Source organism: Clostridium sp. ZBS2, assembly GCF_023845855.1.
GTDB lineage: Bacteria > Bacillota > Clostridia > Clostridiales > Clostridiaceae > Clostridium > Clostridium aquiflavi.
In genome coordinates, this window is sequence record NZ_JAMQIF010000002.1 from 46,268 (window position 1) to 67,444 (window position 21,177).

The 21,177-nt window shown below is 28.5% G+C and carries 19 protein-coding genes, 2 tRNA genes and 2 pseudogenes; 19 read left to right on the forward strand and 4 right to left on the reverse strand.

Annotated features, from left to right (window positions below; all coding sequences use genetic code 11):
* Window positions 1-21: 21 nt before the first annotated feature.
* Complete coding sequence (locus NG918_RS00420) at window positions 22-1,698, forward strand: AAA family ATPase (protein WP_252223924.1); 1,677 nt, start codon at window positions 22-24, stop codon at window positions 1,696-1,698.
* A gap of 116 nt (window positions 1,699-1,814) precedes the next feature.
* Here the strand turns inward: NG918_RS00420 and NG918_RS00425 are convergent, their stop codons facing one another.
* Together NG918_RS00425 and NG918_RS00430 are read right to left on the reverse strand one after the other, a co-directional pair.
* Window positions 1,815-3,446, reverse strand: a complete 1,632-nt coding sequence (locus NG918_RS00425) for a DUF2075 domain-containing protein (RefSeq protein ID WP_252223926.1) — start codon at window positions 3,444-3,446, stop codon at window positions 1,815-1,817.
* Window positions 3,447-3,828: 382 nt separating this feature from the next.
* Window positions 3,829-4,128, reverse strand: a complete 300-nt coding sequence (locus NG918_RS00430; RefSeq protein ID WP_252223928.1) for a winged helix-turn-helix transcriptional regulator — start codon at window positions 4,126-4,128, stop codon at window positions 3,829-3,831.
* Between the two features lie 265 nt (window positions 4,129-4,393).
* Between NG918_RS00430 and NG918_RS00435 the strand changes: the two genes are divergently transcribed.
* The 3 genes from NG918_RS00435 (at window position 4,394) to NG918_RS00445 (ending at window position 6,399) form a co-directional block, all read left to right on the forward strand.
* Entirely contained in the window at window positions 4,394-5,029 is a 636-nt protein-coding gene (locus NG918_RS00435; RefSeq protein WP_252223930.1) for a flavodoxin family protein, read from the forward strand.
* Window positions 5,030-5,076: 47 nt separating this feature from the next.
* A complete protein-coding gene (locus NG918_RS00440; RefSeq protein WP_252223932.1) occupies window positions 5,077-5,919 on the forward strand; it encodes an aldo/keto reductase in 843 nt (280 codons plus the stop codon).
* Window positions 5,920-6,150: 231 nt separating this feature from the next.
* On the forward strand, window positions 6,151-6,399 hold the full coding sequence (locus NG918_RS00445; protein ID WP_252223934.1) for a CPF_0552 family protein: 249 nt from the start codon (window positions 6,151-6,153) through the stop codon (window positions 6,397-6,399).
* Between the two features lie 211 nt (window positions 6,400-6,610).
* On the opposite strand, the gene NG918_RS00450 is transcribed toward NG918_RS00445, so the two are convergent.
* Both NG918_RS00450 and NG918_RS00455 read right to left on the reverse strand, forming a co-directional pair.
* Complete coding sequence (locus NG918_RS00450; RefSeq protein ID WP_252223936.1) at window positions 6,611-7,273, reverse strand: FusB/FusC family EF-G-binding protein; 663 nt, start codon at window positions 7,271-7,273, stop codon at window positions 6,611-6,613.
* 276 nt (window positions 7,274-7,549) lie between these two features.
* Window positions 7,550-7,828, reverse strand: coding sequence for a CD3324 family protein (locus NG918_RS00455; RefSeq protein ID WP_003368855.1), 279 nt, complete (start codon window positions 7,826-7,828; stop codon window positions 7,550-7,552).
* Between the two features lie 1,039 nt (window positions 7,829-8,867).
* Between NG918_RS00455 and NG918_RS00460 the strand changes: the two genes are divergently transcribed.
* From NG918_RS00460 to NG918_RS00525, 15 genes and pseudogenes are all read left to right on the forward strand, one after another.
* Window positions 8,868-10,775, forward strand: coding sequence for an acyl-CoA dehydrogenase family protein (locus tag NG918_RS00460; protein ID WP_252223938.1), 1,908 nt, complete (start codon window positions 8,868-8,870; stop codon window positions 10,773-10,775).
* A gap of 57 nt (window positions 10,776-10,832) precedes the next feature.
* Window positions 10,833-12,032 carry an FprA family A-type flavoprotein gene (locus NG918_RS00465; protein ID WP_252223940.1) on the forward strand — a complete coding sequence of 400 codons (1,200 nt, stop codon included), beginning with the start codon at window positions 10,833-10,835 and terminating at the stop codon, window positions 12,030-12,032.
* Between the two features lie 154 nt (window positions 12,033-12,186).
* A complete protein-coding gene (gene gloA2 / locus NG918_RS00470) occupies window positions 12,187-12,567 on the forward strand; it encodes an SMU1112c/YaeR family gloxylase I-like metalloprotein (protein ID WP_252215629.1) in 381 nt (126 codons plus the stop codon).
* A gap of 274 nt (window positions 12,568-12,841) precedes the next feature.
* Window positions 12,842-12,918, forward strand: a tRNA-Arg gene (locus tag NG918_RS00475).
* A gap of 3 nt (window positions 12,919-12,921) precedes the next feature.
* Window positions 12,922-12,997 (forward strand) — tRNA-Lys (locus NG918_RS00480).
* An 81-nt stretch (window positions 12,998-13,078) separates the two neighbouring features.
* A pseudogene (locus tag NG918_RS17165) lies at window positions 13,079-13,183 on the forward strand (DUF3888 domain-containing protein); the annotation flags it as partial.
* Window positions 13,184-13,284: 101 nt separating this feature from the next.
* Window positions 13,285-13,860 carry a cupin domain-containing protein gene (locus NG918_RS00485; protein WP_252215631.1) on the forward strand — a complete coding sequence of 192 codons (576 nt, stop codon included), beginning with the start codon at window positions 13,285-13,287 and terminating at the stop codon, window positions 13,858-13,860.
* Between the two features lie 140 nt (window positions 13,861-14,000).
* Window positions 14,001-14,531 carry a metallophosphoesterase gene (locus NG918_RS00490; RefSeq protein WP_252223952.1) on the forward strand — a complete coding sequence of 177 codons (531 nt, stop codon included), beginning with the start codon at window positions 14,001-14,003 and terminating at the stop codon, window positions 14,529-14,531.
* Window positions 14,532-14,704: 173 nt separating this feature from the next.
* On the forward strand, window positions 14,705-15,586 hold the full coding sequence (locus tag NG918_RS00495; protein WP_252223943.1) for an ankyrin repeat domain-containing protein: 882 nt from the start codon (window positions 14,705-14,707) through the stop codon (window positions 15,584-15,586).
* A gap of 86 nt (window positions 15,587-15,672) precedes the next feature.
* A complete protein-coding gene (locus NG918_RS00500; protein WP_252215637.1) occupies window positions 15,673-16,710 on the forward strand; it encodes a hypothetical protein in 1,038 nt (345 codons plus the stop codon).
* 62 nt (window positions 16,711-16,772) lie between these two features.
* Window positions 16,773-17,107, forward strand: a pseudogene (locus tag NG918_RS00505) (YnfA family protein).
* A gap of 162 nt (window positions 17,108-17,269) precedes the next feature.
* Complete coding sequence (locus tag NG918_RS00510) at window positions 17,270-17,521, forward strand: hypothetical protein (RefSeq protein WP_252215640.1); 252 nt, start codon at window positions 17,270-17,272, stop codon at window positions 17,519-17,521.
* A 258-nt stretch (window positions 17,522-17,779) separates the two neighbouring features.
* Window positions 17,780-18,208: a hypothetical protein gene (locus NG918_RS00515; protein WP_252223945.1), complete on the forward strand. Its 429-nt coding sequence runs from the start codon at window positions 17,780-17,782 to the stop codon at window positions 18,206-18,208.
* Between the two features lie 848 nt (window positions 18,209-19,056).
* Window positions 19,057-19,698: a lactate utilization protein gene (locus tag NG918_RS00520; protein ID WP_252215646.1), complete on the forward strand. Its 642-nt coding sequence runs from the start codon at window positions 19,057-19,059 to the stop codon at window positions 19,696-19,698.
* A 228-nt stretch (window positions 19,699-19,926) separates the two neighbouring features.
* Window positions 19,927-20,496, forward strand: a complete 570-nt coding sequence (locus NG918_RS00525; RefSeq protein ID WP_252223947.1) for an L-2-amino-thiazoline-4-carboxylic acid hydrolase — start codon at window positions 19,927-19,929, stop codon at window positions 20,494-20,496.
* Window positions 20,497-21,177 lie beyond the last annotated feature (681 nt).

Consider the following 21,177-nt stretch of genomic DNA (forward strand, 5'->3'; position numbering starts at 1 on the left):
GTTAAAAAATGGAGGTTTGTTATGAATTTAAAGCCATTACCAATAGGAGTAGATAATTTTGAAATGTTAATAACTAGAGGTTATTACTATATAGATAAAACATTATTAATAAAGGATTTATTAGATAATAAGGCATCAGTAAATTTATTTACAAGACCAAGAAGATTCGGAAAAACTTTAAATATGAGTATGCTTCAATATTATTTTGAAAAGAGGGAAGAAGATAATGCTTATCTTTTTGAAAATCTAAATATAATAAAAGCAGGAGAAGAGTATACTTCTCATATGGGACAGTATCCTGTAATTAATCTTTCTTTAAAATCTGCAAAACAACCTAATTTTGAACTTGCATTTAAATGCATGAAAGAAGAAATAACTAACGAATTTAGAAGACATGAATATATTTTAAAAAGTGACAAATTAAATAATGAAAAGGAGCAATATTTGAGAATTGTAAAAGGTGATGATGAAGACGGACTTTATATAACTTCATTGAAGTTTTTATCTCAATGCTTAGAAAAATATCATAACAAAAAAGTAATAATACTTATTGATGAATACGATGTGCCTCTTGAAAATGCATTTTTTGAAGGATTTTATGATAAAATGATAAAATTTATAAGATCACTTTTTGAATCAGCTTTAAAAACAAATTCTTCTTTAGAGTTTTCTGTAATAACAGGTTGTTTAAGAATTAGTAGAGAAAGTATATTTACAGGACTTAACAATTTAGAAATAATATCAATTTTAAATAAATCTTATGATGAATATTTTGGGTTTACTCAAAAAGAAATAGATAAAATGCTTGAAGATTACAATTTAATGGATAAAGAAATACTTATAAAAGATTGGTACAATGGTTATATTTTTGGTGAGGCTAAAGTTTATAACCCTTGGAGTGCTGTACGTTTTATAAAAGATTTTAAAATTAACAATAACGTATTTCCATCATCTTATTGGGCAAATACAAGTTCAAACAGCATCGTGAGAAGTTTAATTGAAAGAGCTGATAGTGTAACAAAACGTGAAATAGAGTCATTAATTGAGGGAAAAACTATAGAAAAAAAGGTTCATGAAGATATAACTTATAATGAAATGTATGATAGTATGGATAATTTGTGGAATTTTATGTTCTTTACTGGTTACTTCAAAAAAGTAAGTGAAAGAATGGATGAAGAAGATAATCACTATATAACTCTTAAAATACCTAATAAAGAAGTTAAATATATCTTTAAAAATAAAATATTAAAGTGGTTTCATGATAAAGTTAAAGTAAAAGATTTATCTACAATGTATAGTGCTATATTTAATAAAGATGTTGAAATCTTTCAAAAAGAATTAAATGCAATACTTAGACAAACTATAAGTTTTAATGATGCTTATGAAAATTTCTATCATGGATTTACTCTTGGCGTTTTAGCTAATATGCATGACTTTTTAGTGAAGTCTAACAGAGAAGCTGGAGATGGCAGAAGTGATATATTTATAAAATCACTTTCAATATTTGAGCCATGCGTTATATTAGAACTTAAAGTATGTGATAAACCTAAAGATATTTTTAAGAAATGTGATGAAGCATTAGCACAAATTGATGCAAAAAATTACGAAGAAGAACTTAAAGAAGAAGGATATGAAAACATAATTAAGTATGGTATTTCATTTTATAGAAAAGATTGTGTGATAAAAGTTAAAGAATAGAGTTTGTGGAATAGATTAAATTAATATAAATTTAATCAAACATCCGAAAGAGTAAGAAAAATGCTACTAGCGCTTAAATCTAATTAAGCTCTAGTAGCATTTTTAATTTATTAAGTTCATTTGTTTATAGTAGTTGATTTAGAATTATCAATTTCTTTGTAATTAATACTAAAATCAGAATTGAAAGTTCTAATATATTTTTTAAAGTAATTTCGTAAGTTATCATCACAAACATAAATATAAGTTCCACGAATCCCTCTAGTTAAAAGTGTTTTGTATATATTTAAAATATATTTTTTCAGTTCTTTAGGATCTTTAATAGTTTTTTTACCATTCTGATCATAATAATTATTAGAATTAATTTTAATTTCACCATTTTCATATGATATTTCATTTCCTATTATTATACCAGCATAATTAATATCATAGCCTTGAGTTGTATGAATACAGCCAATTTCATTTAATGCATTAGGTGAATTAATCCAGTCTTTGTTTTGAGAATTCCATCTAAATTTAGAGTTATTAATTATAATATCATAATTTGTTGAATCTTTTTTAGAATTCCAAGGCCATGCATATCCAGCGATCATACGGCATAAACCGAATTTTTCATCCTGTTCTTTTATCTTTTTATGCATTTCCTCTATATTGTCAAAAATGAATAATTCATAATTTCCAAATGAATTTATGGAATTTTCAGTTTCATTTAAAATATTTTCTATGTATTTAATATAATCTTGTCCAGCTAAAACTCTCATTTGAGATTTTAGTATGTGCTTTTGAAAATTAATTTCTTCAAACTTTTCAGGCCTTACATCAGAAGGTTTAATAGATTGATTTTTATCGTAACATAGTATCATGTGTTTGCATGAAAGTTTAATCCAGTCTAATTGATCTCCTTCTTTTATGTCTAAACCAAGTTTTTTGTTGCAATCATCAAAAGATTTCATATTTGTAATATTTAATCTTCTATTTAGACGGTGGGCTTCATCTACAATAAGAATATCATATTTATTACCCACAACATCAGATGGACCAAGTACCATATTCGCTTTAAGGTTTTTAACATTTCTGAATACTTTTTTTAATGTGCTTCTAAGAGATGTCATAGGTATGACCAATCCAATTTTCAGATCTTTAGTTGTAGTTAATTCCATTAAATATTTTATTAGATAAATAGCTACAATAGTTTTACCAGTACCAGGTTCACCTTGAATCATGTGATTGTTTTGTTTAGTATTTATTATGCTATCCACAATTGTATTTACTAATGAATATTGTTCAGTAGTAAGTGCTTTATAAGGAGAATACTTAAATAAATCACTATTACGTATTTCAAATAACCCTTTAATGACCACATTATTTTGTTTTAATTCTTCCCATATATATTCAAACTTTTTTTCATAATTATCTTTATTGTAGTAATTATGATTCGTAAGACCTCCATTACCATTTTGAAGAGAATATTTCCCGTCAGCAGCCATGTATTCAATTAAAAGAGATTCAATTTCTAATGTTGCAGACTTATTAAAATCAAAGTCTGAAATAATATCAATCAATGTAAGCTTTCTTCTATCTCTATTTTTATAATGTTCTTGACAACGGTTGTATACTCTTGTAGTTTCACCAATATATGCTTCTTTTGAATTTCTAAGAATATATACAACTGGCCAATTATCATCATAATTATTTGATTTTATTTTATCAAAAAGTTCTTCTTTATAATCAAAAGTATTTATTAACCCCATATTTCCACCTCAAATTACTAAATATAGTAATATTATATATTTTATAGGATAAATTTTCTAATATTAAGATATATACTTAATGGAATTCAATAGAATTTCTTAAATTGTTTAATTAAAATGATAAGAATATAACAAAAAATTTAATCTAAGATAGGTTGTTGAATATAAACTTTATAAGAAGGAAAAACTAAAATTGAGGTGAGAAAAATGTCAAAAAGATATTCAGATGAATTTAAAGGTAAGCCCACCTTGTATTTAGATAGGCTTACCTTTATTATGTTTACATTATGTTGTTAATAGTTGATGAATTAATATATTTAGTCCAATATATTACATCAGATTATTTGCATCCACTGTCTAAGTGAGAATAATATTTAATAGCTCAAGACTCAATTTCTTTAATGATTTTAGTAAGATCTCTTCCTTTTTCAGTAAGATAATATTCAACCTTTGGTGGAATTTCAGGGTAAACCTGCTTATTTATTAAATCTTCATTTTCTAATTCTTTAAGCTTTTCATTTAATACCTTTTGACTTATTCCGTTAGTTATTCGTTGAAGCTCTAAAAATCTTCTAGGTTCATCATATAAATGACATAATAAAACTGCCTTCCATTTACCTCTGATAAAATCCATTGCAAAATCTAATAAACATACATATTGCTTATCATTATAGTTTATCATTTGGTTACCTACCTTTATTTTTAATAAAACTTGATCATATATGCATAAGAGTTACAGCATATACCAAGTAACTTCATAATATCAAATCCAGAGATTAAAATAAATATATATTATTATAAAAAAAATTTTTATATCTATCTGTAGATATTACAGTAAATCTTACTTAAAGGTAAGTAATCTAACGAAAAAGTGCGTACTTGTTACTAGAGGTATTGAAGCATATAATAAGGTCATGTTCGAACAGAGATTATATGGAGGTATATATATGAAAGTAGTAGCTTTTAATGGAAGTCCTAAAAAGAATGGAAACACTTATGAGGCAATAAAGGCTGTAGCAGCTGAATTAGAGAAAGACAGTATAGAGGTAGAGATTATTCATGTTGGAAATAAGATAATACGTGGATGCATGGATTGTGGAGGATGCAGCAGAAACATGAACGAAAGATGCGTTATGCAGAATGATGAAGTTAATGATTGGATTCAAAAGATGAAGGACGCTGATGGAATTATTCTAGGTTCTCCTGTACATTATTCAGCTATTGGAGGAACAATGAAGTCATTTTTAGATCGTGCATTTTTAGTTACATCTGTAAATAAGGGTATGCTTAGACATAAGATAGGGGCAAGCGTTGTTGCAGTAAGAAGATCAGGAGGTATTCCGGTATTTAATCAACTAAATAACTATATTAATTATTCTGAGATGATAATGCCAACATCAAATTATTGGAATGTAATTCATGGTACAAAACCTGGAGAAGTTCTGCAAGATGAAGAAGGAATGCAAATTATGAGTGTTCTAGGAAAGAATATGTCATGGTTATTGAAGGTTATTGATTCTGGTAAAAATAATATAAAGGAAAATGAAAGAGAAGATAAAATATTTACCAACTTTATAAGATAAGCTTTGAAGTTAAGGGTACTATAATAAATTATAAGGAGAAAGATAGTATGATAAGCAATTTAAAAAATACAGTAACTTTAAACAATGGTGTAAAAATGCCAGTGTTAGGACTTGGGGTTTTTAGAGTAGAGGATAGTCCAAAATTAGTTGATTCAGTAAAGAATGCAATAAAAAATGGTTATAGAAGCATAGATGGAGCAACTATTTATGATAATGAAGTAAGTATGGGAAAGGGAGTAGCTGAAGGAATAAAGGCAACAGGTATTTCAAGGGAAGATCTATTTATAACATCTAAGGTTTGGAATGCAGATTTGGGATATGAATCCACAATAAAGGCTTATGAAACAAGTTTAAAGAAACTTGGACTTGAGTATTTAGATTTATATCTTATACATTGGCCTGTAGAAGGTAAATATAAAAATGCTTGGAGAGCATTGGAGTATTTATATAAACAAGGTCGTGTAAAAGCAATAGGAGTAAGTAACTTTCAAGTACATCATCTTGAAAATTTAATGAAGAATGCAGAGATTAAGCCAATGATAAACCAAATAGAATTTCATCCACGCTTAACACAGGAAAAGGTTAGAGTGTTTTGTAAACAAAATGACATTCAAGTTGAAGCATGGTCACCACTAATGGTTGGTAAATTGTTTGATAATGAAATATTGAAGGAAATTGCCAACAATCATAATAAATCTATTGCTCAAATTATATTACGCTGGGATGTACAAAATGGAGTGATAACTATTCCTAAATCCACAAACGAAGGCAGAATAATAGAAAATTCACAGATATTTGATTTTGAATTAACTAATGAAGAAGTAGAGAAGATAAATTCTTTAAATCAAGATTTGAGAGTAGGACCTGATCCAGATAATTTTGATTTTTAATTAATCATATTTCACTTTTGAGGCTTGATAGTAAATTTTAAAGGTTGAGATTCACCTTCACCATTAAACCCACGAAAATATAGAATTTAACTGTTCCCTGTCAAGTAGTTAAAATATTGATTTACCTATAAGTTTTGTATGGGAATTAGACGGAGAAATACTTGTTTGATGTGTTAATTTAATTTAATTGGATATAATAATTTAAAACATGAAAACAAGGAGATGTAATTTATGGAAACTATAATTATGGCAGTAACTATTGATCCTAGAAGTGCTCATGCACCAGAAGTACAAACCATTTTAACTAAACATGGATGCATTATAAAAACTAGAGTTGGACTTCATGAAGTTAGTAAAAATTCTTGTTCTGAGCAGGGATTGATAATTTTACATATTCATTCTAGCTTAGAGGAAATAAAAGTACTTGAAAATGATTTGCTTGAGATTGATGGTGTTAAAGTAAAATATATGACTTTATAATTGAAAAAATAAAACGATTTATAAATTTGCATAGAAATTTTCTTTTAATGAATATTCATTTTTAATTTATATTCATTGATTGGAATATTGAAATAAATGATTTTTGGAAAATAGCCTAAAGTATCATTTAAGGTACTTTAGGCTTAAAAGTCTAGTTTATAATTTATTTCTTTATTCTTCACTTTTACAGAATGTACGTAAGTACAAGTCATCATTCTTTTATATTGTTAACAGTCTTTAAGATTTTCTCTAGTTTTTCAACAGATATAATTCTTTCATTACACTTCTCGCTATTTAAACATATATCAAATCCTATGGATTTATAAGCACCTTTACTAGAGTTATCTGTTTTACATATAGGTGAAACAAAAGCTACTTCATTTTCACGACCTATATGATTGCAAAGGGCACATATGTGAGTGTTGTTAGAAGCATAATTTTGAAGTCTACATGACATACCTATAAGTTTACCATTCATATTATAAGCTATAAATAATTTTCTAATTGACTCATCAACCCAACCTAAATAAACACTCGTTGAATCATGCTCAGTTAAGTCTGGTACTTTTAATTTCTTTTCTTTTCTAAACAATTTACTAATTTGTGCATTTGTTATATTTGGCATTTCATATACATATTCTTTCAGCTTATTTGAATACTGTTCAATGTATAATGGGTCAGTTATTTTACTGATATCAAGTAGCTTTTCTTCTTCCTCAGATAAATCTGTAAAAAGACGTAATATCTTTCCCTGTATATATGCTTTGTTTGTTTCAACGATATTAGGATCTACACAATTTCTGAAAGTATTATTTAAATCGAATAAACATTTTTTTATATAATTATATTCATATCTTTTTATAAAGGCTTTCATAAAATTTAGCACCTCTCTTCTGTTATTTTTATTATTCATTTAAGTAAATAAGGCATTACTTTAAAGTTTATTTTGGCTTAAATAAAAAAGATGATTATTATTACTCCACTAAAAGTAACAATAATCATCGAAATTTAAAATACATTACATACTCACAATAATTTTACTTAAGAATCATATTTTAAATTAGAAATGATAACTTTCAGTGGATCGCCACAATGAAATCATAACACTATTTAAAATAGGAACTCAATCTAATAAATGATTCTGTAATAATTATGAGCAAATACGCTTTTCTTCACCTATTATTCTTCTTATACTTTTTTCAGACAGATAATATTCTTGAGTTAGTTCATTAATAGTAGTCCCATTAAGGTATTTTTTATAAATTTCATTATTTCTAAGCTTAAGACTACTCTTTATACCACTCTTTTCTCCCCAGGCTTTATGATTTTCATTTTTTCTAGGTACATAAAGATATTTTCCGTCTACATATTCTTGTATTATTTTAACGATTTCCTCTGGTAACACATCGTGTGCTTTTGCATATTTCATTTCTTTACTCCTTAATATTTATCATAGTATTAAAGCAAAGAATACAAAAAAGCTATGTGTTACAGAACCTAAGATATATGAGCATTTCAGCTAAATTAACAGCTTAGGCTCCATACAAAGCATAGCTTACTTTGTTGTAGTCCTTGCAAGGAGCAAGCTGATTTATAGCTGAATGTATCACAAACATTCATAAAATACACCTCCAATACGTTAGATTTATTATATCATAGTTAAGTAATAAAATTGAATATATCAATCATTATTGTTCTGAGCAAGGATTGATAATTTTACATATTGATTCTGATTTAGATAAAATAAAAATACTTGAAAATGAGTTACTTGATATTGATGGTGTTAAAGTAAAATATATGACTTTATAATTGTTCTTTATTTAAATTGTACATTAAATTTAATCTAAGATAGATTGTTGAATATAAATTTTATAAGAAGGAAAAACTGAAATTGAGGTGAGAAAAATGGCAAAAAATAAATTTAATAAAAATAGGAATGATAATAAATCATCAGATAGCAATATGGAAACAGGAGAAAAACTGCATAAACCTACAAGAGGTCTTCCTAGAACGGAAAAATAACAAAAGGATTAGCTCTTTTATGTAAGTTTACCCAATGCAAGCACTGCACTAAATTTATATTTAGTGCAGTGCTTTTTTAGTATCCAGTCTATAAAGTACATTTATTAATATAAAAAAATTAAGAGTGGATATATATATGATGAATACTTTGGATTTACTCAAGAAAATATAAATAATAATTATTATTAAAAGATAAAAATAGGGTTGTAATAAATGATTTTAAGTAATATAATAGATTTATAAAGTAAATATATACATTAAATAAATATATTTCACAATATGTAATAATATACAATATATTATTTAATGGCTTGTAAAAACAAAAAAAGAAGTAGATGAGTTATCTGAGTTTAAGAAATTTTGCTTATAGAAGCTCAAGATTGTGGTTTTACAGATTTTATGGAAGAGGATTTATGATAATGTATTGATTAAAAGGAGGGAAATATATGTTTTTTAAGACTATGGTACAACATGAAAATTTGAGGACAAAAATAAGAGAGTTTGCTGAAGAAGAAGTTAAACCTATTGCATTTATGTTAGATCAGGAAAATAAATTCCCAGAAGAAGCCATTCATAAGTTGGCTGATATGGGAATGATGGGGATACCATATTCGAAAAAGTATGGAGGAGCAGGTCTGGATGTAATCAGTTATGCAATTGCTGTTGAGGAATTATCAAGAGTGGATGGTGGTACAGGTGTAATTCTTTCTGCTCATACATCTTTGGGTTCATATCCAATTGCTGCCTATGGGACAGAAGAACAAAAAAAGAAATATTTAGTTCCTTTAGCTAAAGGAGAAAAAATTGGTGCTTTCGGTCTCACAGAGGAAAATGCTGGTAGTGATGCTGGAGGTACAGAGACTACTGCTGTCTTAGAAGGCGATTATTATATTTTAAATGGAGAAAAGATATTCATAACTAATGCAGGTAAGGCTGATATTTATGTGGTTTTTGCAATTACTACACCTAATATAGGCATTCGCGGTATCAGTGCATTCATTATAGAGAAGGGCTGGGAAGGATTTAGTTTTAGTAAACATTACGACAAAATGGGTATTCGATCTTCTGCTACTGCAGAACTGATTTTCAACGATGTAAAAGTTCCTAAAGAAAATTTGCTTGGTAAAGAGGGCGAAGGCTTTAAGATTGCTATGTCTACATTGGATGGTGGTCGTATCGGTATTGCAGCTCAAGCACTTGGTATTGCACAAGGCGCTTATGAGCATGCATTGGAGTATTCAAAAGAAAGAGTACAATTTGGAAAACCTATCTGTCAGCAACAGGTTATTGCTTTTAAATTGGCGGACATGGCTACAAAGCTTAGAGCAGCCAGATTGCTTGTTTACAGTGCAGCAGAATTGAAAGGAAATCATGAGAGCTATATTATGGAAGCAGCAATGGCTAAACAATACGCTTCTGACGTTTGTCTTGAAATTGTTAATGATGCACTTCAAATATTTGGAGGAAGTGGTTATCTTAAAGGTATGGAAGTTGAACGTGCGTACAGAGATGCTAAGATTTGTACAATATATGAAGGAACCAATGAAATTCAACGTCTTGTTATTTCTTCTCAAATAATAGGTAAAATGCCAAAGGCAGAGCGTCCAGGTAAAGTTTATCAACATGAACCCGAGACAGGTTATCGTAAAAAAATGATTTTCAAGAAAGGAACTCCAGAAGAGAGAGTTAAGGACCTTGTGGAAGCGCTTAAAGCAGAAGGTTATGATTTTACAGTTGGAATTCCTATAGATACTCCTATCAGTAAGGCTGAAAGAGTAGTCAGCGCAGGCTTAGGCATAGGGGAAAAAGAAAATATGAAACTTATAGAAGATTTATCAACACAAGTAGGTGCAGCTATAGGCTCTTCACGTCCAGTAGCTGAAACACTTAAGTATTTACCACTAAATCGTTATGTTGGTATGTCTGGTCAAAAATTCAGGGGAAATCTTTATATTGCTTGCGGTATTTCAGGCGCAGGTCAACATTTAAAAGGCATAAAAGATGCTACGACAATTGTTGCTATAAATATTAATCCTAATGCAAAAATTTTCAAGAATGCAGATTACGGGATTGTTGGAGATTTAAAAGAAATATTGCCATTACTTACTGCGGCTTTAGATAATGGAGAACCTAAGAAGGAAGCGCCTCCAATGAAAAAGATGAAGAGATCAATTCCAAAGAAAGCTGTTCCAACTTGGAAACATTATGTCTGCAACGGATGCGGGTACGAATATGATCCTAGCGTTGGTGATTCTGAAGGTGAAGTAGTTCCAGGAACACTTTTTGAAAATGTACCTGAAGATTGGACTTGCCCTGCTTGTGGTGAAGAAAAAAATATGTTTATAGAAGTATAATATACACAATTAAGTAAACAGAAAAAAATGTATTTAGTGTAAAGGAGGATTAAATTAATGTATTGTGTTAGAAAAATAACAGAAGATCTTTATTGGGTCGGTGGCAATGATCGTCGCCTTGCTCTTTTTGAAAATATTCATCCAATTTCACGGGGTGTTTCCTATAATTCTTATCTACTTTTAGATGAGAAGACTGTACTCTTTGATACGGTGGATTGGTCAATTTGTCGTCAGTTCCTTGAGAATATTAAAGCGGTTTTAGGCGATAGGCCTTTAGATTATATGGTAATCAATCACGTGGAACCAGATCATGCAGCGTGCATTGAAGAAATTATGCTTCGTTATCCAGATGTAAAGATTGTATGCACAGAAAAAGCTTCTATGTTTATGCGTCAGTTTGGTTTTGATATTGATGGTAAAGTAATAGAAGTCAAAGAAGGAAATAAAATGTCATTTGGAAAACATGACGTTATGTTTGTAGCTGCTCCAATGGTGCATTGGCCAGAAGCTATGGTAACATATGATACAACTAATGGGGCATTATTTTCTGCTGATGCTTTTGGATCTTTTGGAGCTCTGGATGGTAAGTTGTTTAATGATGAGGTTAACTTTGACCGTGATTGGATTGATGAAGCTAGAAGATACTATACAAACATTGTAGGAAAGTATGGTGCTCATGTTCAGGCACTGCTAAAAAAAGCTGGCGGTCTTGAGATAAAAATTATTTGTCCGTTGCATGGACCAGTATGGCGTAATGATTTTGCGTACTTACTAGACAAGTATGATAAGTGGAGTCGTTATGAGCCAGAAGAAAAAGGTGTCATGATTGTTTATGGAACAATGTATGGTAATACAGAGGCTGCTGCTAATGATTTAGCAACAAGACTAGTGGAAAAGGGAATGACAAATGTAGTTATGTATGACGTTTCCAAAACTCACGTTTCACATTTAATTTCTGAGACATTCAAATATAGTCATATAGTTCTTGCCTGTGTAACATACAATTTAAACATTTATCCTCCTATGTTGAGTTATATAATGGATATGAAAGCATTGAATCTTCAAAAACGTACCTTTGCTCTCATAGAAAATGGATCATGGGCTCCTCAATCTGGTAAGTTGATGCATAAACTTTTGGATGAGATGAAAGAAATGACTATTTTAGATAATGAGATGTCATTGAACTCAGCTATGAAAGAAGATGATACGAATTCCATGGATGATCTTTCTAACAGCATTATCGAGTCAATGAAGTGATTTTAGAAAAAATAAATTGTTAAAATAGTAAAGAAGCTATCTNNAGATAGCTTCTTTACTATTTACATTGTTTATATCTAATCTTTGTTCAAAATGTAGTTGTTATAATAGTATAATATATATACAATGGATAGTAAAAGGAGATGACAAAAACATGAACTTAAATACAATTCACCATATAGCAATAATAGTATCGGATTATGAAAAATCTAAAGATTTTTATGTAAATAAGTTGGGCTTTAATATAATCAGGGAAAATTATAGACCTGATAGAGGAGATTATAAGTTAGATTTAAAGCTTGGAGATTGTGAACTTGAGATATTTGGAATGCATAATAGTCCTAAAAGAGTATCAGGGCCAGAGGCCTGTGGCTTAAGACATTTAGCATTTAAAGTGGAATGCATAGAGGAGATAATAAGTGAATTAAATGAAAAAGGAATAGAAACAGAGCCTATAAGAATAGATGAATTTACTAATAAGAAAATGACATTCTTCTCTGATCCAGATGGATTACCATTAGAATTACATGAGTAAAATTTATTATAAAATATATTAAAACATAGCATTATATTAAAATATAATTAAAATTTATTGATTTTTTTACTGAATTGCTTATGATTAAATATGAAATAAATATCTAAATTTATACTATCTTAGAAGATTTATAGCTAAATTGTAAAAATAGTGTTGACAATTTATATTATGTATCCTATAATAAACAAGCAGTCAAGTTGCAAGGGATTTAATTCCTGAATAACTTAAGTATTAAAGTTTAAAACTTGATTATAAGATTAATATTTTAAATTATGCGTTTTTAGCTCAGCTGGATAGAGCAACGCCCTTCTAAGGCGTGGGCCAGGGGTTCGAATCCCTTAAAACGCACCATTTGGTTCACTAGCTCAGTCGGTAGAGCACATGACTTTTAATCATGGTGTCCCGGGTTCGATTCCCGGGTGAGCCACCAAAATATTGTCCAAAGTAGAAATGTAAATTTTTACTTTGGATTTTTTTATTTTGAAAGAGTTAAATATTGTTTAAACAGTACATAAAAACAGGAGCTTTTGGAACAGTAGAAATTAAGAAATTTGAACATGTTAAAAGTTATCTATTACCATGGAATTGGCAACATATAATAAAAAAAGCATATTAAAAGAATGGTGTTGAAAATACGAATTATTTATATTTAATATAGCACATTTGCAAAACTTAAAACATATGATAATTTTGAACTAATATAAAGGAAGAAACAAGATGAATAATTCTAGAATGTATCCATGGGATTATTATTCAGATACCCCATACCATATATATAATGATAATTGTGATTATAATAATCCTTATTTTAAGGCTGTTCCATATACTACACTTTTTGATGACACAGAGTGTAACTTAAGATTTGATTCCTCACAATTAGAAATGAGCAGTAACCAAATGGTATTGAAAGATTATGGTCCACAACCTTTAGTAATTAATATTGATAAAGCTACCAAGCAAAACAATAATTTTCGTACTGGTTTATGGACAGGGGAACATTTTCAAGTTACTTTGATGAGTATCAATGTTGGTGATGACATTGGTTTAGAGGTTCATCCAAACACTGATCAGTTTATACGTATTGAAGAAGGAGAAGGACTTGTTAAAATGGGAAGAAGCAAAGAAAGATTAGATTTTCAAGCAAATGCCCATGATGACTTTGCAATCATCATACCTGCTGGTATGTGGCACAATATTATAAATACAGGTAATAAACCACTTAAAGTATACGCTATATATGCACCACCTCAACATCCTCATGGTGTAGTTAATGTGACTAAACCAGCTGAATAATTTGCTCAAGTAACTATAAATAATAAGGAATGAGCAAATATTGTCTAACCATATATCAATTGATATTATAGGTTAGACTTTTTTTATTAAGTAAATATGATTTAGACACTGCTATAAAGTTTATTTCAGGTGCCGTAGAAATTGCTCCTGTATATTATGTTTCAGGTAATCATGAAGCTTGGTCTGGAAAATTTCCTTTAATAAAAGAAAAATTGATAGATATGGGTGTTTATATTCTTGATGATAAATCATTTAAACTTTCAAAGGGTAGTAGTTCAATACATTTATTTGGTTTATCTGATCCAGATTTTCTTACATCTAGCTATAGGGATGGTACAGATATAAGTAAAATGGAAGAACAATTAAAAATGTGGTCAACTGATAAAAATTTTAAAATCTTACTTTCTCATAGGCCTGAACTTTTCGATTTGTATGTTCAAAATAACATGGACTTGATTTTTACAGGACATGCACATGGTGGACAACTTAGAATTCCTGGTATAGGGGGAGTGATTGCTCCAGATCAAAGAATATTTCCTAATTATACAAGTGGAGGTTACAACAAAGATTTATCTACAATGTTTGTAAGCAGAGGGCTAGGTAACAGTATTTTCCCAATAAGAATTTTTAATAGACCAGAAATCATTCAAGTAACATTAAAAACACAATAAATTAAAGAGATAATTTCTGTAAAATATTACCGCTATATCATATAAGCTAGGGGGATAAAAATTAATTAAAAGTATTATTTTAAATACTCAATGAGGTTTAGTTCATATTATATAGATTATGATTATTTTAATATAAACTGTTTACAAGGGATGAACTACTAGAAAGTTATAAAATGTTTAAAGGAGTTATGTATATGGAAAATGATAATTCTTTACTTTATGCTTGTTGGATAAATGATATTAAGCTTATAAAGGAAAAACTTGTAGATGTAAAACCATCACAGTTAAAGAAAAGTATACAGGAAACTGGCACTGCCCTTCATGTGGCAGCACAAAACCACAACACACAAGCTGTTGATCTTTTATTGGCAGCAGGAGCAGATTTAGAGCAAGGAGATTTTTTAGGAAACAATGCCATGCTTGCTTGCATAGAAAAAGGAAAGTTAGAGATGGCAAGATACCTTATTGAAAAAGGTTCCAATATCAATAGAAAAGGATGTCAAAACAGAAATGCATTAAATCAGTTAATTTGCTATTCATGGAATAAAAGTTTTGCAGAATACCTTTTGAGCAAAGGATGCCTTATAAATGCTACGGCAAGAGATAAAGAAACTCTACTAGAAAGTGCAGCGAGCTTTAATAATAGAGAGGCGATTTCTTTTTTGCTATCAAATGGTATTGATAGCAGTAGTATGAATAAAGCACTCTGTTGGGCAATTATCTATAATTCTGTTGATGCAGTAAGATGTCTTTTAGAAAATGGTGCGAATTTAGAAGAAATGTACACTAACTGTAAAGGCATAGAAAGGTCTTTATATCATAATATTTTGGCACTGAATAATCGAGGAAGCCGCATGGACATAATTAAATTATTGTTTAGAGCAGGAGTAGATTTCAAAAAAACTCCTGTACGAGCCGTTACACTTGGATTAGAAAAAACAAAACTCAGTCCATATGACTATGCAAAAGAGAAATTACAAAAATACCCAGAAAGTACATTTATTCAAGAAAATCTTTCCTTTGTAGATAGGTTGGCAACTCAAAATAATATATAATGAGTATGTGTAGTTTATCGTTTAGAGATTGCTCTAAAAATAACATCAGGTGAATTTATATAAATGTACAAGGAGGGATCAATTCGATGAATGATAAAATGGTAAATTATGTTAAAATGAAATATAAAGCCGCAAAAAAGAATTTCTCAAAAATAATGGCAGATATCCAGTTAAAATGTGTGAGTACCGTTATCAGCAAAGGTGTATTATATAATGTACTTCCATATGAAAATGAGCTGCATGGATATAAGGTAAAAGGAAAAAAGATTGCTGAGCCAATATGTAAGAATAATTGTTACCGATATTCCTTTGACGAGCAAGGACGTATTATTCTCGTAGAGGAAATGAGTGAGTTTTTGGGACATTTTCACTATACAACTATGTATTTTTATCACGAGGATAGGGTAGAAACAATGTATTGGGATGCCGATATGCTCTATAATGTTACAGTTTACTTATTAGGAGAGAATGGTCCTACAGAAGTTTATTTTTGTAGTGATAAGAGTGAGGCATACAAGGAATATTATTATGAAAATGCCTGCCTTATGAAGATTGCATCCAAAACAAAAGGGGACACAACTGAGATAGGAATTGATTTTAATTTCTTTTATAAACCGAATGGTATTCTGCAAAAAATTATTAGAAGTTGGAACAGTGGTGGCACAGAAGTGGTTTACACTACTGATAAAATTAACTATAAAAAGTTAGAACAAAGGCTTTTGAATGAAATGGAAAAAGCTGTTTCAGATTTTACGGAACAAAATGCAGATAAGAAAATTACGTTAATGGCTTTCATGTGCTATCCTGGTCATGGATACCTTTCACTATCTGCTGATACTTGTGATTGTGTGGACAAGGATTCTCCTGCCGATTGGGAGTATGAGGATTTTGCCAGTAGTAATTTGGTAGATATACCATTAGATGATAAAGAAGAAGAAAAGGTGTTGACTACTATTGCGAAGGCCGCAGATGCTCTTACAAAGTTATCTGTCTTTTCAAAACTGTCTAAAGCAGACGGATTCTATTGTACTATGTTTAATCACGATGAAGAATATATTGATGAGGCTAATCCCAAATTGAAAAAACTGTTGAGAGATAATCCATACTTTAGCCAGGGTAAATAAGCATTAAATATAGTAATATATTGTGATAAAACAAAACTTATATTTTACATAGGAGGACATACATGGAGATTATAAAATCAATATTTTATTTTATATTAGCTGGAATATTTGAAATTGGTGGTGGATATCTTGTTTGGATATGGTTCGTGATGGAAAAAGCTTTTGGTATGGAATTATTGGAGCAATAGTATTAATTTTATATGGAATAATTCCAACATTGCAACCTTCAAATGCTAATTTCGGTAAGGTATATGCAGCCTATGGAGGCATATTTATTGTTTTATCGATTTTATGGGGATGGAAAATTGATAATGTAACACCTGATAAATTTGATTTAATTGGCGGGTTTATAGCACTTATTGGTGTTATTGTGATTATGTATGCACCTAGAGGGTAAATTTAATATTTAATTATTTTTAGAAGAATGACTATATGGACATTTGGTGCAAAGATTGAATCAGGAATAGATCAAGGTAAACTTAAAGTTAAAGCAAAAGATTCTGTAATTTTAATTGGACTTTAAGTACCAGTAGGATTAACAGATTAAGGGGGAGCAAGATTGGGAGATATAAAACAATGGTCATTTGGATTTAATGAATTAAAATATTTTTTATTTAAAAGAAAAATTTGTAATATATGTGGAACCAAAATGAAAAAAGTAACAAGTAAAAAATATATTGGAATGAAAAAATTTAATGGTATTATTACAGGTCCATCATGTGATAAAGCATATGAAGTTACAGTTTTTTATTATTGTACAAAATGTAATAAAAAATATTCTTTAGAAGAACTAGCAAAATGGAATAAATAATTATCCTAAAAGTATATCGATTATAACTAAAGATATAAATGAGCAGATTGTTTATGAATATAATAAAAATTTATAAAATGATATTTAATTATTTAAAATATGAATTGAATTTGTAATATTTTTTTGTTCTCAATCTATTGTTAATATGCAGAACAATTATTCTTCATACTGTCATACATTTATAACAAGGTAAAAGAATATTTTCATATTATTATAATGCAATATTAAAATAGAATTAGTGATAAGAAAGGTGAAATGATGAAAAGAAAATTATTTGGTTTTGGAGGATTTATATTAATTAACATAATGTTATATGTTTATATTTTAAAAGTGTTTTTGCCAGCTTTAAATAATATTGGTGGCTATGAAAGTAAGGCAGTAGGTCCCACAAATTGGCAGGTACTGCAAGCATTAAGCGTAATTGCACCTGCTATTTTGATTTACTTTGTTGCCGTTTATTTGTTTTATTACTTTAAAATTACAGGACTTAATAAATTTGTTTTTCCTATCCTTGTTTTTACATTTTATTTATTATTTATTTTTTTAGGTATTGTCGTATGTGGTGGAGCATTTGGGTGGATAGGATTATTAACATTTATACCAGCTATTATAGTATTGTTGTTGTCAGTTTTTTGGGGTTGGAAATATGATAAAAAGTATAAAAATCAACAAAAATATAACTTGTAATATTATCACAAACAAAATGTCATAATGCGAAGCTCATCAAATTACAACTATTGAGTTAGTTTACTTTGTTTCATTCTTAAATTATGAAATAATAGAACTATTGAAAAGGGGTTCCATTATTATATACTATATTATCAACACTATTCATTAACATAGGCTAAAATAAATATCACAGATATTAAAAGAATTGTAAAAGAAGATAACAAACAAAGATATTTCTAAATCAAGTAGAATTATGAGAATGATAAGAGTGGCTTATTATTTAGGGTGATTAATGGGGACTTATCATTGTGATGAAGGTCATACCAAGACAACAATAAGTTAATTAATAATACTAAACATTCTATTTTACCATGATTTAACCTTAACATGAGATGTACAATAAAATATCCTTATAGCTATAACGTTGATTTTGTAGCTAGAAGGATGTTTCTATTTTTAACGCTTAATAATGTTATAAAAATAGTTCCTAAGAATGTAACTAGTAATGTTACAAGAAATATTAATGAATTGAAATATTTTTAGAGAAGACAACTTCTTATATTCATATGTTGATAAAAAGATAACTTCTTTTAATTTTGAATACCAATTTTGATAAAGAATTTAAGATTATCTTAGGAAAAAAGAAAGTGATTAATATTTTTAGAAACACTTGGGATTTAATTAGCTTAGGTGTTTTTTATATGTAATTTGTAAAAATGATGGACAAAAATGTTCTTTAAAATTTGAATAATCGGATATTTACAGAATATGCTATAATTGATTCATAAATTAGATATTATGAAGTATGATAATTAGTATCTAAAAATAAAATTTGAACTATATTTGCGGAAAGGATATACATTTGAATGGATAATAATGTTTTGTGGTATTTAGAACAACAAATCCAGAGGACTATAAATAATTTAAGAAAACGCAATATTGCAGGTTTTTTCGTTAAGGATGATGTTGAATTAAAAGGACTTTTAAAAGAACTTATAGATGAAAATTCTGTAGTTGGTGTAGGTGATTCGATGTCACTCTTTGAAACAGGTACTATAGATTTTCTGCGTAAAGGAAATTACACTTTTTTAGATAAGTACAGAGAAGGCATTACAAGTGAAGAGAAAAAACAAATCTATATACAAAACTTTTCTTCTGATACTTTTATGTGTAGTACAAATGCATTAACTGAAGATGGAGAACTTTATAATATTGATGGGAATGGAAGTAGAGTTGCACCAATGATTTATGGACCTAAACAGGTTATTTTAGTAACTGGTATAAATAAGATTGTTAAAAATATAGAAGAAGCAGAAAAAAGAGTTAGAAGTTACGCTGCTCCAATTGATGCAAAAAGATTAGGGAAAAATACTCCATGTACTACTTTAGGGTATTGTGTAGATTGTAAAAGTCCTAATAGAATATGTAATGATTTTACAATAATTAGAGGACAGTTTATTAAAGACAGGATAAAAGTAATTATTGTAGGAAAACAGTTAGGGTATTAATTATTTATTTAGCAATATTCTTTCGTTATAAATTAATAAAAATAAGTAACATATTAAAAAGTTGTATTATTCAAAGATGAATTTAAGGTATTTTTTGTATGTAATTTTGAGAAAGTGTATAAGTTAACTGAGAATTAAATAATTTGGCATATCCTAAATATTATATAATTGATTAATAATTGTAATTATATAAAATATTAACGCGAATCAATTTAGAGGGTGAAAAATGTGAAATGTTTTTTTATTAATGAATTTGGACAAGAACAAGGAGAAAAAATATACAAACATCAGCAAGAGAAACTTAAAAGACTTATAAAACTAAGTAGTACAGGAAAAAGTAAAGAACAGTTAGAAACTCTAAAGAATAGTATTCTTCCTAGAATAGCACTTTACAAAGTTCTGCAAGATATTCTTCAATATAAGAGATTAGCTTTGCAAATTGTAGAGAAAGGATTTTTGCTAGATTTACAGAAAGTTATATTGAATCTTCAAAAGATGGAAAAAAACGAGCATTTTTTTGAAATTTTCCGTATGAATTTTAGTGAGTCATTAAAAAGTGATAATTGGGAAAGTACAATTGTACAAAACGATAATAATTCAATGGTGTTTATTATGAAAAAATGTATATGGAATGATACTTGCATAGAGATGAATTGTCCTGAAATGTGTCAAATTTTTTGCAAAGGTGATATTGAATGCTATAGTCATATAAAAAAGATAAGTTTTGAGAGAACACAAACATTAGGGTACAACGAAAAATATTGTGATTTTAAATTTATAAATAATGAAATAAAGTAAATAATATTTATTTTAGAGAATGTCTATTTTACTATGGTTTAACCTTAACATAGGATGTACAAGAAAATATCCTTATAGCTATAATTTTGATTTTGTAGCTATAAGGGTATTTTTATTTTTACTCTTAATAATGTTATAAAAATAGTTACTAAAAATGTAATTGCTAATGTTACGATATAGATTAATGAATTGAAATATTTTTTAAGAAGACAACTTCTTATCTTCTTATATTCATATGTTTATAAAAAGGTAACTTCTTTTAATTTTGAACATCGGTTTTAATAAATAATTTAAGATTATATTAGGAAAAAGAAAAGTAATTAATATTTTTAAAAGCGCTTAGGATTTAATTATCTTAGGTGTTTTTTCTACGCAATTTGTAGATTTGACGTTATCTTTAGTGATTATAGTATAGATAGTAAATTAAAAAAATGTTCTTTAAAAATTGAACAATGCATTCTTTACAAAATATGCTATAATTATTTAAAAATACAGAAAAGCTTGGGTTTGAATAGAAAATGAAACAATAATAAATTTCATTTGTTGAGATGAATGGGGGCATACGAAAATGTTAAAAAAGTCAAAAGAAGTTTATGATTTCTTAAATAGGATGGAGATTAGGTTTAAACTTATTGAGCATAAGGAAGTATACAATATTGAGGAGATGATGGAACTTAACTT

Excerpts from the sequence above, each read along its gene's own strand:
- gloA2 (WP_252215629.1), top strand. The coding sequence starts at position 12,187 with ATGAACTTAAATACAATTCACCATATAGCAATAATAGTATCGGATTAT.
- NG918_RS00420 (WP_252223924.1), top strand. The coding sequence starts at position 22 with ATGAATTTAAAGCCATTACCAATAGGAGTAGATAATTTTGAAATGTTA.
- NG918_RS00445 (WP_252223934.1), top strand. The coding sequence starts at position 6,151 with ATGGAAACTATAATTATGGCAGTAACTATTGATCCTAGAAGTGCTCAT.
- NG918_RS00515 (WP_252223945.1), top strand. The coding sequence starts at position 17,780 with ATGAAAAGAAAATTATTTGGTTTTGGAGGATTTATATTAATTAACATA.
- NG918_RS00520 (WP_252215646.1), top strand. The coding sequence starts at position 19,057 with ATGGATAATAATGTTTTGTGGTATTTAGAACAACAAATCCAGAGGACT.
- NG918_RS00455 (WP_003368855.1), bottom strand. The coding sequence starts at position 7,828 with ATGAAATATGCAAAAGCACACGATGTGTTACCAGAGGAAATCGTTAAA.
- NG918_RS00450 (WP_252223936.1), bottom strand. The coding sequence starts at position 7,273 with ATGAAAGCCTTTATAAAAAGATATGAATATAATTATATAAAAAAATGT.
- NG918_RS00485 (WP_252215631.1), top strand. The coding sequence starts at position 13,285 with ATGAATAATTCTAGAATGTATCCATGGGATTATTATTCAGATACCCCA.
- NG918_RS00430 (WP_252223928.1), bottom strand. The coding sequence starts at position 4,128 with ATGATAAACTATAATGATAAGCAATATGTATGTTTATTAGATTTTGCA.
- NG918_RS00425 (WP_252223926.1), bottom strand. The coding sequence starts at position 3,446 with ATGGGGTTAATAAATACTTTTGATTATAAAGAAGAACTTTTTGATAAA.
- NG918_RS00495 (WP_252223943.1), top strand. The coding sequence starts at position 14,705 with ATGTTTAAAGGAGTTATGTATATGGAAAATGATAATTCTTTACTTTAT.
- NG918_RS00460 (WP_252223938.1), top strand. The coding sequence starts at position 8,868 with ATGTTTTTTAAGACTATGGTACAACATGAAAATTTGAGGACAAAAATA.
- NG918_RS00465 (WP_252223940.1), top strand. The coding sequence starts at position 10,833 with ATGTATTGTGTTAGAAAAATAACAGAAGATCTTTATTGGGTCGGTGGC.
- NG918_RS00440 (WP_252223932.1), top strand. The coding sequence starts at position 5,077 with ATGATAAGCAATTTAAAAAATACAGTAACTTTAAACAATGGTGTAAAA.
- NG918_RS00435 (WP_252223930.1), top strand. The coding sequence starts at position 4,394 with ATGAAAGTAGTAGCTTTTAATGGAAGTCCTAAAAAGAATGGAAACACT.
- NG918_RS00500 (WP_252215637.1), top strand. The coding sequence starts at position 15,673 with ATGAATGATAAAATGGTAAATTATGTTAAAATGAAATATAAAGCCGCA.